This window comes from Paenibacillus sp. 10L310 (assembly GCF_056395745.1).
Window position 1 is genome coordinate 245,008 of record NZ_JBFTKC010000001.1, and the last position, 15,545, is coordinate 260,552.

Consider the following 15,545-nt stretch of genomic DNA (forward strand, 5'->3'; position numbering starts at 1 on the left):
TGTACCAATTTGTGCGGGAGTGCATCTATATGAGTTTGTTAGTTTCCATAGGACTCTATTAGTGAATGTTCAAATGAATGTTCAAATGAAGTTCAAAAAATTCGGTTTTCAGTACCGAGAAGATGGAATGAAGATAGAAATGGAGTAGCGGAGCGTAGGCAAACTACGTGAGCAACGGACATTTCGGCTGAATTCCATATTCGATGCTGATGATGCCGTGAGGCATCCTTCGTAATCAAAAGCGGATTTTTTGAACAACCTCTAAGATGTTATTTGTGCTGGTCTCTGTATTCCTGCGGGGTAACGCCAAACTGGCGTTTGAACACTTTGATAAAATAAGCAGGGTCCATATAACCAATCTCTATGCTGATTTCGTACACTTTTTTGGTGGTCGTGACCAGTTTGTGGCAGGCCCGATCCATACGCAGGCGCGAGATATAATCACTGATGCCTTCGCCCGTTTCGATCTTATAGATCTTGGACAAATGGGTCGGGTGCAGATTAACATGGTCAGCGAGCACACGCAAAGACACATCCAGATGCAGGTTCTTATCTGTAAAATCCTGAATCTTCTTCACATACTCGGAACGGATGTCCTTGATCTCGTTGGACGTGCCTTCCTTGAGTTTGCCCAGCACACTGAGCGACCATTTCCGAAGTTTGCTGATGGTAGCGAAAACTTCCCCACTTTGCAAATCCTCGACATCATTGCCCATTAAAGTGGTCAGAGTCAGCTTGTTCCGATGGGCAATATTGGTGAATGAGGCCGTAATGAGAAAACCAGCCTCCATGCAATGTTCCCAGGATTCCGACCATTTCTCATCCAGTTCCGCGCAGACCGCGCGTATTTTCTCTTCGGCGGCATCCCATTGTCCGCTCTCTAGCAAACTAATAAAGGTGGGTGGGGTGTACAGCACGTCCAAGGGACCTTGCGCCGCAGGTGTCTCAACATCGCTCACGCGCATAACAAATTCGCGTTCGTCGCCAACAATCTGCCGGAAATAGGCGGAAGCCTGGCGGAAACGATCGTAAAGTTGATCCGGAAAGGTGAACCACTCGGTGATAACGATGGAGAGGGAGCCTTTCAGAAACTGTTTTACTTTGGATTGGAGCTGAATCGATAGCTTCTCCAGAATGGTTTCTTTCCCAATATCGCCTTTCCGTTCTTTCAACTGAAGCAAAAACACCAGATATCCGTGCTCCTCCTTGACGCCCCACACTTCCATAAACTCACCCATAATCTCTTCCGCCATATTGATGATCGCATATTCGATCAGGGTCTGATCATTGCTGTCATAGTGTCCGAATTCTTCTTCCAAACGAACCAGCATTAATGCGGCATCCCCGGTGTGAAAGGGCAGAGCATAATTGGCGAGCTTCCGATCCCATTCCGCAGCGGCGATTCGTTGTCCCTGCAAAGCCCCCAGAAGCAGTCGTCCCCGCAAATGGGGGAGATTCTCTCGCAACGTAAACTGCGTTCGTGTCAGTGAACTGACCATTTCCCATTCATTGTTCAATTGATCAATGGCCTTCTGGACAGCGCCCATTAATTCATCGTCTGTTGGCGGCTTCAACAGATAGTCCACAGCTTCGAACTGGATGGCTTTTTTGGCGTAGTCAAATTCGGAATATCCGGATAACAGAATACATTTTATTTTTTTGTCCCGGATGCGGATGCGTTCGATCAGTTCAATACCTGTCATTTCAGGCATCTGGATGTCCGAGATCACGATATCGATGGGGTGGGTGTCGATCATTTGTAGTGCTTCGTGTGCTGAGTATGCTTTATGCACATGTTCGATCCCCAGCGTATGCCAGGGCTTGGTCATGGACAGGTTATCGACCCAGTGAGCTTCATCGTCTACGATCATCATTTGCATGTTTGTATAGTCTCCTTGGTGGTTGAACCCAGACATCTGTACACTTGCCACTCCGATGACAGAATAACCTTCCGATCGCTGTTATCCCCAGATTTATTGAATGAATTTTATAATGTGTAAATCTGGTGATAAAGGCGAGCACTCCGTTTCTTCAGGTTTTTTCTGTCCTCTGCGTTATCGTGTACGTGATCTTGTTCAAAATTAAATCGTCAATTTATTGTTTGTATTAACTTAAATTCGTATCGGTATTTCCTTTATCGGAATTGGTATCCTCTTTTGGTATCTCCCAGATGATTTCGGTTCGGAATCCGCCAAGTGGGGATGGGCCAAATAGGAGGTAGGAATGGCTGCCGAACAGGTGCGTGATTCGTTGGTACGTATTCCAAAGGCCGCAGCCCATTTCTTCTTGTAAGGGTTCCTGCATCTTCAAGTTCAGCGCTTCGTATTGTTCCGGGCTTAAGCCTGGGCCGTCGTCGTCGATGTATATTCTGCCAAAACCATTCAAGCGCTCCCCGGTAATTCGGATTTCCCCGGATGAATAGGACTTCGCCACGCCGTGTATCACGGAATTCTCGACCATCGGTTGAAGCATTAATCGTGGTACAGACTGGGCAAGCATATCCTCTGGGATATCGATGTGATACTCGATGCGACCATTGCGCAGTTTCTGGATATCCAGATAGTTGATCAGCAGCTTGATCTCTTCTTGTAGCGACGACGTCTCCCGTTCCATACGGGTGGTGTAGCGATAGTACGCACTTAGGTTATGCGCCATGGAGACCACGGCTTGCTCGTCCTTCATCTGGGCCATGTTGATGATATAACCTAGACAATTATATAGGAAATGCGGATTGATCTGCGCTTGTAATTGTTTCAGCGTAGCTTCCCGGGCTCTAATTTTCTCATGGAAAACATTCTCGATCAGATCCTGAATCTGATGGGACATATCGTTGAATCGGCGGAACAGGAATGAGAACTCATTCTGGTTTTTGCTATACAGTCGGACAGAATAGTCCCCTTGTTCTACACGGCGTAAACCTTTGATCAGCTTTTTGATCGGATATTGAACATTCCGGTACAGCAGGATCGACGCAGAGATACCCACTACTAGCAGCAAAATCATACAGGTGTAGAACAGATTCTGACTCAGCGAGATAGGTTTCAAAATCTGATACAGTGGAATCACGTCAACCAGATGCCAATCCAGATAAGTGGACTTCACGGAGCTAACCAGATAGTTCTTACCGTTCAGCTCTACGACATCCTGTGTAGTATCTTCCGGAGAATGCGTGTCCAGATACTGAATGAGTTCTGTGGACAACTGCTTGTCCGCGCTGCGATTCAGAATGGGTGAATTTCCTTTGTGATACAAGAAAGGATCGCCTTGTCCACCCGCTTTATACGTATCCAGCATATTTTGAATGTTCTCATAACTGAAGCTGGCTTCAATCACCAGATTGCTTCCCGTGAGCATCCCCGGCTGTGCCAAGGAATCGGTATAGAACCAATAGAAGGAATTTAGTTCATCCTCTGATACGGCTCCTTGATCCCCATAGGTCCATCGTCCGCTCATATTTTTTTTCAGATACTCCTCATCATATCCTGTGGTTCGATTGTAGTTGGCGATGACATCCTCATTCTGCTGTGAATGCACCGCATATCGGGTAGGCCATATATCCGTAACGCCGGTTTGCAACGTCATCTTCTCTTGTATCACATAACGGGTCTGCATCCGGTCATACCGATCATCCCACATATTGAGGCCGTTGAATGCTCTGACATTCGGATCACGGGAGAGAATGAGGCTGAAATCCATCATCTGGTTGATGCGGGAGTCGATCTGACTGGACAGAAACGTGAGCTGTTTTGTGTTGGAGATCTGCAGTTCTTTGCTGACGACATCGTAGGTGACGTTATTCGAGTAGGTGTACATGATTAGAATGGGGATGAACAAGACCACAATTAACAAGTTTATTTTGGCAAAAAGACTGAATGGGGATCTGGTTTTACCTTGAAAAGGCATTAAGCGCTTCCATATATACATAAAAAGTCTCCTTCTAATTCGTGTGTAAACTACCTCTTCTGATGATACCCTAACAAAACACTATCAAGCCTAACAATGTTATATAGCAGACCTCAGTATGGCTTGATACTATTTATATCAGAGAACCCGATCACACACAAAAACTTTTTTTGGGAACAGGAGAAGCGCTATGGAGGCTAAATTGGAGGGTAAGCGGATCCCGCAGGAAAGCGTTGGGAACAAGCTGGATAAAAAGAGAAAAAAACGCTACAAACAGCCATGGATTCTGCACTTCATGGTGTTGCCGGCGGCCATTATGGTCTTTATATTTTCATACATTCCGATGTCCGGGATTTTGATGGCATTTCAAGATTATAAACCTGCACTGGGATTTTTCAATTCCGAATGGGTAGGACTGAAGCACTTCAGGTACATGTGGGAAAATGATTATTTCTTGCAGATTACGTGGAACACGTTGTTCTTTGCCTGTACGAAGATCATCATGAACCTGATCATTCCGTTTGTCTTCGCCTTATTGCTCAACGAGGTACGGAAGATGGCACTGAAAAGAACGATTCAAACGCTTGTGTATCTTCCTCACTTTCTGTCCTGGGTCACCCTGTCTGGTATTCTGATCGACATTCTGGCACAGACGGGTATTCTAAATCAGTTTCTAGTCTCGATCTTTGGCATCAAACCAATCTTCTTCCTCGGGGATGGCAGTTGGTTCCGATTTACGGTCATTGCAAGTGATGTCTGGAAAGAGTTTGGATTCAACACGATTATCTTCCTCGCGGCATTATCCGGCATTAATCCATCACTTTATGAAGCGGCTGAAGTAGATGGGGCGGGACGCTGGAAACAAACGGTCTATATTACCATCCCGGCTCTTATTCCGATTGGGATCGTAATCGCAACGCTGGCATTGGGTAATGTGCTCAACGCCAACTTTGACCAGATCTTTAACTTATATAGTCCATTAATATATCAACAGGGGGATATTATCGATACGTTTGTGTATAGAGAAGGTCTGCTAAGTGGGCAGTTCAGTTTCGCTACCGCGGTGAACCTGTTCAAATCCGTCATCAGTTTGATCCTGATTGTGATCTCCTACCGACTGGCTTACCGATTCGCCGGATACCGAATTTTCTAGAAAGGAGGACGAACTGATGTATCATAAAACGATGTCCTACCGCATATTCAGCATATTCAACAATGTGTTCTTAACCATCATTTCCCTGCTCTGTTTGCTGCCTTTGTATCACTTACTTATGGTATCGCTCAGCGCATCTGCACCTGCCAATGCGGGGTTAGTTACGCTCTGGCCGATTGGTTTTACACTGGAGGCCTATGCGAAGACGTTTGTTAACGCCAATTTTCTCTCCTCCTTGTGGGTGTCCGTTGAGCGGACGGTGCTTGGTACAGGGCTAGCGCTAATTGTGAACACAATTGCAGCATACGCCCTCTCCAAGGAGACACGGGTGTTCCGTGCACGTAACATCTATCTATGGTATTTTGTCATTACAATGTTATTCAGCGGCGGCCTTATTCCGGGGTATATCCTGATCTTGAAGCTTGGCCTGATGAACTCATTGTTGGCCCTGATCCTGCCAGGATTGGTTGCAGTGTTTAATATCATTCTGTTGCTCAATTTCTTCCGTACCGTGCCCAAAGATCTTGAAGAAGCTGCATTTATCGATGGAGCAGGACACCTTCAGACGTTTATCAAAATTTATCTGCCCGTGTCTGTGCCTGTCATTGCTACAGTATCCCTGTTCATGATGGTTGGGCATTGGAACGCATACTTTGACGGAATCATCTACATCCGTGATGCGGAAAAACTGCCACTCGCGACATTCATGCAGACGATCATCGTGCAGGCCGATATGTCGAGAGTTGACCCGGAAATTGTCGCCAATCTGTCTCAGCGCACGATTCGTGCGTCACAGATTTTCATCAGTGCACTGCCAATCCTGCTCGTGTATCCGTTCCTGCAACGTTTTTTTGTGACCGGAATCGTGGTTGGGGCTGTGAAAGAGTAGTTGAATGTAGGAAATGAATAGGATTGTAAAATGGAGTCACTGAACTGGGGAAGGCCAGGGAGGTGGCTTCTTTTTTGTGTATGGATAAAGAACGTTGCATATATGTAGTGTATTACCTTTATTTGAATAAAATGGTACGATGAGAAATATGATCTTATTTTTAAAGCGAGTTTTACTAGTGCAGTTAGATAGAGAAGAAAATAGTAATGATAATAAATGCAGGAGGGAATTCAAAATGGAATTTAGAAGAATAACTTGGGATAATTTTATCGAATGTATTGAACTTAAAGTCACTCCAGACCAACAAAGATTCATATCCTCGAACCAACATGCACTTGCTGAAGCGTACGTTGCCTCAGATGAGGGGCAGATTATTATTACTTTTGCAGTCTATAAGGAAGATAATATGGTAGGTTTTATTTCGATGTACTATGATGACGGGGATGGCAATTTTGATTATAGCAGTTATGGCATCTTCAAGATGATGATTGACCAGCGATACCAAGGTAAGGGATATGGTAAAGAAATGGTAGTAAAAGCAATCGAGTATGCGAGAACTTTCCCACGTGGAAAAGCCAAAGTTGTAGAACTCACCTACAAACCTGAAAACCTAGCTGCGAAGAAAATTTATGACTCTCTTGGTTTTATTCAAACTGGTGAAATATTGGCATGTGGCGAAGTACAGGCGGTATTAACTTTGTAATTGTCCGTTACAGCTCCAATCCTGCTCTTTCTTCATGAAATTTACACCTTGATTTGGGCTATTCAAATCACCTATTTCCGAATCGGGCGAAGCCCAAATTGAGAGAGGATGAATACGATGATGGATCAAAACTTGAAACAAGCAATAGTCAGGGGAGAAACTTCGCTAGGCATTGAATTTGGCTCCACACGAATCAAAGCTGTACTCATGGATCACCATTTTAATACCATCTGTTCAAGCAGTTATGAGTGGGAAAATCAATTGATTGGCGGTTACTGGACTTACCATATCGATGAAATGATTCATGGGTTGCAACAAACTTATCATCAATTAAAGCAAGAGATTGAAAAAAATTATGGTGTAACGATACAAAAAATTGGCTCAATCGGATGTTCTGCTATGATGCAGGGTTATATTGCACTTGATCAAAATGGGGAGTTATTGGTTCCGTTTCGTACATGGCGTAATGCCACAACGGGGAAGGCTGCATCAGAGCTAACCGAGAAATTCCAGTTTAAAATTCCAGAGCGCTGGAGCATCGCACATTTGTATCAAGCGATTTTGAACGGAGAAGAGCATGTTACGAACATCAATTATATTACGACGTTATCGGGTTACATACATCGGCTGTTAACTGGCAGTAAAGCTATTGGTATAGGGGATGCCTCAGGTATGTTCCCAATTGATGAATCCACACTGGAATACCATGAAGATATGTTGAAGAAGTTTGACGATATAATTGCCGACAAAGGCTACACGTGGAATCTTAAAGATATTTTACCTAAAGTGTACACTGCAGGTGAACATGCCGGATATCTTAGTGAAGCTGGTGCCCGACTGTTAGATCCATCAGGTTACTTGGAATCCAATATTCCACTTTGCCCTCCGGAAGGCGATGCTGGAACAGGCATGGTTGCTACGAATAGTGTCCAAAAACGTACGGGTAACATTTCCGTAGGTACATCGATTTTTGCCATGATTGTATTAGAAAAAAACCTATCTAGGGTATACCCTGAGATTGACATCGTGACTACACCTGATGGCAATCCTGTGGCTATGGTTCTTGCGAATAACTGCTCCAGCGATATTAATGCCTGGGTCGACTTGTTCCGTGAGTTTTATGAGGCGATGGGACAGAAGCCCGATATGAACCAGTTATTCAGTGTGTTGTTCAATGAAGCACTGAAAGCTGACGCTGATGGCGGTGGCTTACTGAGCTATGGCTACTATTCAGGCGAGAACATTACAGGAATTGCAAAAGGTCGTCCATTGTTCGTACGTTCTCCAGAGAGCCGCTTCAATCTGGCAAACTTTATGAGAGTCCATCTGTTTGCTGGGTTTGCTGCACTAAGGCTCGGGCTGGATATTCTCACACAGAAGGAGCACGTAACGATTGAGCACATTTGGGCGCATGGCGGATTGTTCAAAACCCCACTAGTCGCTCAAAAAATGTGCGCAACCGCACTGAATATTCCCGTGTCGGTCATGTCTACCGCTGGTGAAGGTGGCGCATGGGGAATGGCTATTTTGGCTTCCTACATGGTTAATAAGCAGCAGCACGAGGGTTTGGCGGAGTACCTTACTACCAAGGTGTTTATTGATGCAGAAGGACAAGAGGTTTCTCCAAATAGCGCGGATGTGAATGGATTTGCCTTGTTCATGGAGCGTTACACAGAAGGACTGGCCATTGAGCAGTCAGCGGTAGATCATTTCGTGGAAAATGGGAAAAAAGCCTGAGATGTAATCATATTTCTTGAACAGAGGAAATTGGAACGAAGCCCGTTGCCTACACTATGATGCCCTGTTATAATTTCGATATATCTATCGTATTGGGGGTTATGACGTGGCAATATGGATAATGCCGGATTGCTCGTTCGCTAGAAAGCCTTACGCAAAGCCTGAATAGGGGCGGACTTTGTGTAGGGCGCGACAAAAATGAGATTGTTGCCCTGAAATCAATATCAACATAATGTTACATCCCGCAGGCTTTGCACCTTATTTGTTCTTCCAATAAAAATAAGGGGCTGAACGCCATGCAAACACCATTTATTCAAAATCATCAATATAATTATATTCAAAAACAAGCTGATTTCCTGCTCAAAACGCTACGCTCGGTTGTGGATCCCAAAGTATTGGAAACCGTCCGTTATACGGTCGGCACAAATGCGGTGAGCAACTTCGATGAACTCACTCCGGGGCAGAAGCAACTGTTGGAGCAGTTATCCACGTACGAGACGACACATGAATTGCAGACGTATCTGAATCAGCTTGAATCATATCTGATTCCATATCCGCAAGTATCGGCAAAGCAGATCCAAAAGCTGTTTCCAAAGGCCAAAAAGCTCAAAGTGCCGGATCTGGAGTTAGTCGATTACGCACGTACTACCTATCTGAGATGGACTGACATTGCGACGAGCCGTTTGTTCATCGTGTACCCGTACGAAGGCAGATTCCTCGGTATTGAGGGACGGATTACACCCACGAACAAAAAAGGGTACTGCATGTTCTGTCATCGTCATCAGGAGCTCGGATTCTTCAACGTGAAGACCAAGGCTCATTCGCCGGATAACTTTTCTTCCATTGCCCAGTACGTATGCATGGATAACACAGCTTGCAACCATAGCATTACCGATATCACTATGTTGGAGAAGTTTCTTCTCTCGACAGTAAAATAATGAAAGACACACAGGCAGGGTCGCTCTTCGGAGCGACCTTTTTGCCGTGTTCAAGCGTAGTGATTCGCCATTGAACGTACCACTAAACTTCAGAATTCATATTCGGGTCATACCTTTTTTTCTCATACGATCATGGAGTCGGAATATCGTTGGCATAGTTCAGTCCCAAGTGATGTGCATGGTTCAGCAGTGTCTCATAATGCTCAGGCTTGGATTCCAACGTTTCATATAAAAACTCAACCCTCGATTGGGACACGCCGCAGTAATCGGCAATTCCCACATTGAGCAGGTTGGCGATCGATTGACCATAGTTGCGCTTCTGCACCTGTTCTTCCGTCACACCCGAAAGAGCGATCCACAATATCTGCTGATGAGAGAGCTTATTAGCGCCATAGGCAAATCCGTTGTTCATGACACGATCTACATAACCTTTCAACATGGCTGGCAGATGCCACCACCAGAGAGGAAACACAAAAGCCACAGCATCGTGTTTCTTCAACCGCTTAATCTCGGTTTCAACCTCAGGCGAGAACACCTGATTTTCTTGGGTATAGTCTGGTTCATCCATCTCTCGGAGAATTGGATCGAAGCCAATCCCATGCAAATCCAATATCTCATAACCGTGACCGGCATCGGTAAGACCCTGTGCAAAACGTTGAGCTACCTGAAAGGTCAAGGAGTCTTTTCTTGGGTGGGATACTACAACGAGTACGTTCATCTTATCTTTCACTACCTTTCTGGATTGCAGTCTTGTAGCCATAAATCAGTGGCTGATGCTATTATAAACAGGTATGAAAACATCTGGAAGTACGCACTTTGATGTTCTATAGGAAGAATGAAGTGCCATAGGAACATTAAAGTACCCTAAATGGATGGCTCGAAATGGGCTTGAATAATAGAAAGAAGAGTAGCAAAAAGTTTATATTTTCACTTGGGATACAGCCTATTTATGGAGGGGTTCAAAAATGACAGAACATAGAGAAACGAGTGCTCCAAAAAAATATAAAGTAGGCGTGGAAGCGGCCCTGGAAGTGATGGGCGGGAAGTGGAAACCTTTGATTATTTATCATTTGATGACAGGACGTAAACGCACGTCGGAGCTTCGAAGATTGATACCGGACATTACACAGAAGATGCTGACAACACAGCTCAGAGGACTTGAAAAGGATGAGATCATACAGCGCAAAGTATATTCGGAGGTGCCTCCCAAAGTGGAATATGAGTTGACGGACTACGGATGGGGACTCAAGCCCGCGCTGGACCATTTATGTTATTGGGGAGAAGAGCATCTGGACAAAATCCACGGGGATAAGTTTAAAGTATTGGAGGATTTCGATTCTCAGGAAAGTTGAAGAGAGGGGCACGAGAAGGTGGATGGTGCAGAGCACGTGAAACAGGTAGTTCCCATTCGTTGTGAAGGCGTGGCTGTAGTTCTGTTGAAGAAAAGCCTCGATCAATACCGTGTACTGATGCTAAAGCGGGCTGGTCGTATGTTGCATAACGAGTGGTGTTATGTTGGCGGCGGGATAGAAAAGGGCGAGAAGGCATGGGAAGCTGCACTCAGAGAAGTTCATGAGGAAACAGGTATTACGGAAGTCCGGTTGTATTCTGCCAATCAATTCGAACAATATTATTCACCCATGGGGGAGTATATCTATACCGCTCCCGTATTCGTAGGATATGTGGATGAAAGCCAGGTTGTCCGGTTAAATCATGAACATACCGAGTACCAATGGATGACGTTTGACGAAGCCAAAGAAAATGCGGCATTGCCTGGGATTGATAACATTTTGGATTTTGTTGAAAAGCATTTTGCCAGAAAAGCCCCTTCCGAGTGGCTTCGGATTAATGAAGAGAATAATTAGGAGGTGGAACTCATCACATACAAGACGATTTATCCAAGAGCATGGTTGAGCCTATTATGTATGTTGGTCATTGAAGCTATGTTTTTCAGAAATATTATTTATGATGAAAATGGTATTCTGAAGTATTTCCTGATCGTTATATTGACCTTTATTCTCGGTTATATCGTTTTTCTGCTCTGGCGTTTGTTTTTCACTAAACCCAGTATTACGCTGGAAAGCGATCATGTGATTTCTACGAAAAACCAGAGATATGATGCATCTCAGATTGAGTGTATTTATATGAATTACAGACGGATTGGCATCAAACTCTATGGTAAACGGTTAGTGCCGATGGATCTATGTTTTTATTTTCAACGAGGTCAGGAGTCCGCAGGCGTAGAAGCTGTGCATGAATGGGCGGCGCGAAACGACAAAGAGATCAAACATAAATTTTTTCAAACCGTGGGGTAGACCAGTACGTCTGTTGAGTATAAGGAATCGTTGGGGCTGAAGATTTTGGAGGAGTAGCGATGCAAACAATAGAGCAATTTCTAACGAGATCGATCTGAAGTGGTCGAGGTGTTAGGCTTTACGAGATCTGTTATCGCTAACACGATTATTGACGTAGATTTCTAAAAACCAGTAGGAGAGGTGCTTATGAGATATCTAACGAAAGAATGGTATGAGCTGTGTCAACAGACACATCTTCATTTTGGTTTAAGAGTACATAACGGAGCTAACGAGTCAGATGAGAATCTATTTTTAAGGCTGTATAAAAGAAAGGAAAAAGCACATGTGAAGCAGGAGCGAGAGCTATATAACTTGGACCCACGTTTCATGCTGGAGCATGATGGACAGGTGCTTACTCGTGTAGACAAAGCTTTCGGTGAGGAAGAAGTGACAGAAGAGGATCAGATCGTTTATCACATGCCTCCGGAAGAACGAGCGCATATCGAGAAACTCATTGCAGAATATGATGTACGTCCTCCGTTTGATGAGAAGAAATGTAAGGAAGAGTACAAAGAATCGATAGAGTGGAATTTTCAATACAAGGCGGAGAATTTGCCACAGGAAATCGTTGAACAAATTGCGGATATTCGTGTCTTTACGTTGGGTTATTGCACGAGAGAAGTTATGCTCCAGCTGAATAAACAGAGTGCAGAGAATAGAAGAGAAATGGAACGCATATCGAAAGAATTTAGAGAAGTGATGATGGCACAGGATATTTCCGATGAAATACATAATCGGGTTCAATATCATGATTGTACGGTAACGGAATTACTGACGGGTGATGAGGTCGTCATTCGTTTTGACACCCGTGGGGGCTTCACCAACATAAATAAACTTACGCTGGTTGCACCCGAAATCATCAAGCAAGACGGTGGGATTGTAGGCAGTTACTGGCTGTATCAAGAGCTGTATCGAATCGATAACGGATATGAGCTTCATGTTCTATTTGATGGAGAGCATATGCCTGAATTGATTGTTCGCTGTGCTGATATCCTCGTAGAGGAAGAATGAGAGAGCCTAAGGGGAAGAACATGGAGGAAATATAGTGAAGATTAGCACCTTAGAAACCAAATTAGCTTCAAGATACAATGAGTTCGATCCTGAACAGGATGGGAATAAAAATACGAAGTTCTCTGACATTATTATTGATGGTACATCGCTCTATCAAAGGCTGAAAAAACATGATTTGGTACCTTGTCTCGGATGGGGAAGCGATGAATATCAAAGGCTTCTTATTGATTATTTTTTACTTAAGAAACCACATGAATCCATGTATTATAGATATCCCATTTTAGTGTGTCCCTGGTGTGGGGATGAGGAGTGTGGATTTATTTCTGTAAAGATTGATAGGGAAGAGGATATTGTGATCTGGAGAGATTTCATATTGAACGACAAGAACCTACAGGTAGGCCCGTTTTATTTTGGTTGGGAAAATTATAAACAGGCCATCGAAAATACTTTTGGTACGGCAGGAATTCAGTAAGGAAAAAGGAGGATGAAGGAAATAGAGATGGAATGGACCACCAGTACCTTTGGTTATTTATCTACTCCCGTATTTGTCGTGGGCTTTGCATGTTACTTCTTTCCTGATTTTCTATACAAAATATTTGTCCTGATGAGATATCGAGAAATTAAACCGAATTACGAGTTTGAAGATAACCCACCTAATAGTGATATCCCTAAACATATCGAAATAATATTAAAAGTACTAGGCACCATAATGGTTATACTAGGGATCATATGGTTTTGGTTTTCGAAAGAGTTTTATGACTTATTATTTTGACAGCAAGGAGTTGGACACCATTTTTGAATTTATCTGGACTTTAGTGATCTCAATTATAAGTTTAATTGTCGTTCTTATCTTTGCAGCAATTGTACGTTATGCGATAGATTCATCCAGAACATCGAAAAAGCTGGATGTATTAATCAAAGAAGTACACTATCTGAAAACTGAAATTAAAAAATTGCAACACCATAAGCAGCAAGATGGTAGCAAGCATATTATTGATGAGAAAGTATAGATGAACACCTTGAAATTTTTCTGAGAAGGGAACGGACCTTGATGAACCCACAGGTGAACGTACAAGCTGTTTTTATAGACAGAGATGGAACAATTGGTGGTACAGGTCATTTTATTCATCCGAGAGATTTCAGATTATACCCCAATGCTCAAGAAGCAATTATGCATTTAAAGCGAGAAGGAATTATGGTACTGGCTTTTACGAATCAATATCGAATCTCACGTGGAGAAGCGAGTGTTGAGGATTTTGAAGAGCAATTTCGCGAGTACGGATTCGATCACTCCTATATATGTCCGCATGAGCAAGAATGCAGTTGCAGAAAGCCTAAACCCGGAATGTTATTACAGGCATCAGAGGAACACGGTCTGGATTTATCCAAATGTATCGTTATTGGAGATGTAGGAGATACAGACATGCTTGCTGCCCATGCCGTAGGAGCGACCAAGATCATGGTGAGAACAGGCTGGGGGGAATCTTCATTAACCAAATTCAGAGACAAATGGACGGAGACCGAACCTGATTATATCGCAGAAGATATTTGGGATGCCGTACAATGGATCATTCATGGAAGGGAATTCAGAGAATAAAAGACAGGAGGTACCTGTGTATGGGCATGTCAGACTATTACAAAAACCTGAGGGACAAGATCGGCAACGAGCTTGTTTTTATGCCGGGTGTAGCTGGGATTATCCGAAATGAACAAGGGAAGATCCTGTTCGGTCGTAAACATAACGAATCAACCTGGGGGCTGATTGCTGGAGCAATCGAGCTTGGTGAGACACCGGCGCAAGCGATAGTAAGAGAGGTACTGGAAGAGACAGGTCTAGTTGTTGAACCGGAGAAGATTATCGGAATATACGGGGGTGAAGCCAGACGGTTTACATACAGCAATGGTCATCAGGTTGAATATTTGACTATCGTATTTGAATGCGGGATCAGATCCGGACAACTTTCTCCCGATAATGAGGAGATGAAGGATTTGCAGTTTTTCCCGGAGGATCAGCTTCCACCCATGGCAAACCAGTACCCAGATTATATTTTTAGTTCCAACCAAGAGGAACGGGCGCATTTTGAAAGATAATCCATTGAACCTGTATCGAAATAAAATAGAAATGATCAATATGGAGTGGACCAGCAGTACATTTGGTTATATATCAATCCCGGTGTTTCTCATGGGTGTAATCGTTTATTTTTTTTCAGATATTCTATATAAGTGTTTCGTCCTCTTGAGATACAGACGTATTAAACCCAATTGGGAATTTGAAGACAATCCACCGAGCAGTGAGATTCCAAGATGGGTAGAAGTGCTATTAAAAGTAATTGGAAGTATTATGATGATGTTGGGGATTTTATGGTTTTGGTTTTCGGAAGAATTTTACGATTTTTGGTTTTGAGAAATGAGTGAGAATAACCCTAAAGGAAGAGTGGTCTTGAGAAGTTCAAAATACACACCGTATTATAGTTACATTGGCATTGTTTTATTTATCCTAACCCTAGTAGTAAATTTAAGTTTTAGATTTAGAGTGTCTTCGGATGAGGGCGTACTCTTTTTATTGTCTGTTTCAAATGCTGGATTATTGCTGTTTACTTTGGGATGGGAGTATTCGGAATTATAGAGGTATATTTAATATTGAAAACAAAGACTAGACTTAAATCCCGATTACATTATGGTAAGATCAGTACAGAAGAGTATATGATTAATCAGAGAAATTTTACATTCAGTTTCGTTGTAAGTATAAGTTATCTGGTTTTGATTTTAATTCAAATTGGATATGTCATTATACATTGGGACGAGATTAATGTTTAAGAAGAAATGTAATGACTTGTATTAAAGTTTTGCTCTATTG

The 15,545-nt window shown here is 43.3% G+C and carries 16 protein-coding genes; 13 read left to right on the forward strand and 3 right to left on the reverse strand.

Annotation, left to right across the window (positions count from 1 at the left end):
• Window positions 1-269: 269 nt before the first annotated feature.
• Entirely contained in the window at window positions 270-1,880 is a 1,611-nt protein-coding gene (locus tag AC1DE7_RS01220; RefSeq protein ID WP_477533584.1) for a response regulator transcription factor, read from the reverse strand.
• Between the two features lie 226 nt (window positions 1,881-2,106).
• Entirely contained in the window at window positions 2,107-3,924 is a 1,818-nt protein-coding gene (locus AC1DE7_RS01225) for a sensor histidine kinase (protein WP_477533585.1), read from the reverse strand.
• Between the two features lie 274 nt (window positions 3,925-4,198).
• Between AC1DE7_RS01225 and AC1DE7_RS01230 the strand changes: the two genes are divergently transcribed.
• From AC1DE7_RS01230 to AC1DE7_RS01250, 5 genes are all read left to right on the forward strand, one after another.
• The gene (locus AC1DE7_RS01230; protein WP_174806429.1) at window positions 4,199-5,056 is read left to right on the forward strand and encodes an ABC transporter permease; all 858 of its coding nucleotides are present in this window, start codon (window positions 4,199-4,201) and stop codon (window positions 5,054-5,056) included.
• 16 nt (window positions 5,057-5,072) lie between these two features.
• Complete coding sequence (locus tag AC1DE7_RS01235; RefSeq protein WP_127544821.1) at window positions 5,073-5,945, forward strand: carbohydrate ABC transporter permease; 873 nt, start codon at window positions 5,073-5,075, stop codon at window positions 5,943-5,945.
• Between the two features lie 235 nt (window positions 5,946-6,180).
• The gene (locus tag AC1DE7_RS01240) at window positions 6,181-6,648 is read left to right on the forward strand and encodes a GNAT family N-acetyltransferase (RefSeq protein WP_100529638.1); all 468 of its coding nucleotides are present in this window, start codon (window positions 6,181-6,183) and stop codon (window positions 6,646-6,648) included.
• Between the two features lie 120 nt (window positions 6,649-6,768).
• The gene (locus AC1DE7_RS01245; protein ID WP_477533885.1) at window positions 6,769-8,385 is read left to right on the forward strand and encodes a xylulokinase; all 1,617 of its coding nucleotides are present in this window, start codon (window positions 6,769-6,771) and stop codon (window positions 8,383-8,385) included.
• A 296-nt stretch (window positions 8,386-8,681) separates the two neighbouring features.
• On the forward strand, window positions 8,682-9,323 hold the full coding sequence (locus AC1DE7_RS01250) for a FusB/FusC family EF-G-binding protein (protein ID WP_127544812.1): 642 nt from the start codon (window positions 8,682-8,684) through the stop codon (window positions 9,321-9,323).
• A 130-nt stretch (window positions 9,324-9,453) separates the two neighbouring features.
• On the opposite strand, the gene AC1DE7_RS01255 is transcribed toward AC1DE7_RS01250, so the two are convergent.
• Window positions 9,454-10,041 (reverse strand): NAD(P)H oxidoreductase, encoded by a 588-nt coding sequence (locus AC1DE7_RS01255; protein ID WP_405159372.1) that lies wholly within the window; start codon window positions 10,039-10,041, stop codon window positions 9,454-9,456.
• 247 nt (window positions 10,042-10,288) lie between these two features.
• Here AC1DE7_RS01255 and AC1DE7_RS01260 point away from each other — a divergent pair, with 247 nt between their 5' ends.
• From AC1DE7_RS01260 to AC1DE7_RS01295, 8 genes are all read left to right on the forward strand, one after another.
• A complete protein-coding gene (locus AC1DE7_RS01260) occupies window positions 10,289-10,675 on the forward strand; it encodes a winged helix-turn-helix transcriptional regulator (RefSeq protein ID WP_100529635.1) in 387 nt (128 codons plus the stop codon).
• Between the two features lie 18 nt (window positions 10,676-10,693).
• The gene (locus tag AC1DE7_RS01265; protein ID WP_477533586.1) at window positions 10,694-11,188 is read left to right on the forward strand and encodes an NUDIX hydrolase; all 495 of its coding nucleotides are present in this window, start codon (window positions 10,694-10,696) and stop codon (window positions 11,186-11,188) included.
• A 60-nt stretch (window positions 11,189-11,248) separates the two neighbouring features.
• Complete coding sequence (locus AC1DE7_RS01270; RefSeq protein ID WP_477533587.1) at window positions 11,249-11,638, forward strand: hypothetical protein; 390 nt, start codon at window positions 11,249-11,251, stop codon at window positions 11,636-11,638.
• 186 nt (window positions 11,639-11,824) lie between these two features.
• The gene (locus AC1DE7_RS01275; protein ID WP_477533588.1) at window positions 11,825-12,688 is read left to right on the forward strand and encodes a DUF4085 family protein; all 864 of its coding nucleotides are present in this window, start codon (window positions 11,825-11,827) and stop codon (window positions 12,686-12,688) included.
• Between the two features lie 31 nt (window positions 12,689-12,719).
• Window positions 12,720-13,160 carry an oxidoreductase gene (locus tag AC1DE7_RS01280; RefSeq protein ID WP_477533886.1) on the forward strand — a complete coding sequence of 147 codons (441 nt, stop codon included), beginning with the start codon at window positions 12,720-12,722 and terminating at the stop codon, window positions 13,158-13,160.
• A gap of 283 nt (window positions 13,161-13,443) precedes the next feature.
• On the forward strand, window positions 13,444-13,698 hold the full coding sequence (locus tag AC1DE7_RS01285) for a hypothetical protein (RefSeq protein ID WP_405158825.1): 255 nt from the start codon (window positions 13,444-13,446) through the stop codon (window positions 13,696-13,698).
• A gap of 41 nt (window positions 13,699-13,739) precedes the next feature.
• The gene (locus AC1DE7_RS01290) at window positions 13,740-14,285 is read left to right on the forward strand and encodes an HAD-IIIA family hydrolase (protein WP_477533887.1); all 546 of its coding nucleotides are present in this window, start codon (window positions 13,740-13,742) and stop codon (window positions 14,283-14,285) included.
• Window positions 14,286-14,305: 20 nt separating this feature from the next.
• Window positions 14,306-14,779 carry an NUDIX domain-containing protein gene (locus AC1DE7_RS01295; RefSeq protein WP_282318894.1) on the forward strand — a complete coding sequence of 158 codons (474 nt, stop codon included), beginning with the start codon at window positions 14,306-14,308 and terminating at the stop codon, window positions 14,777-14,779.
• Window positions 14,780-15,545 lie beyond the last annotated feature (766 nt).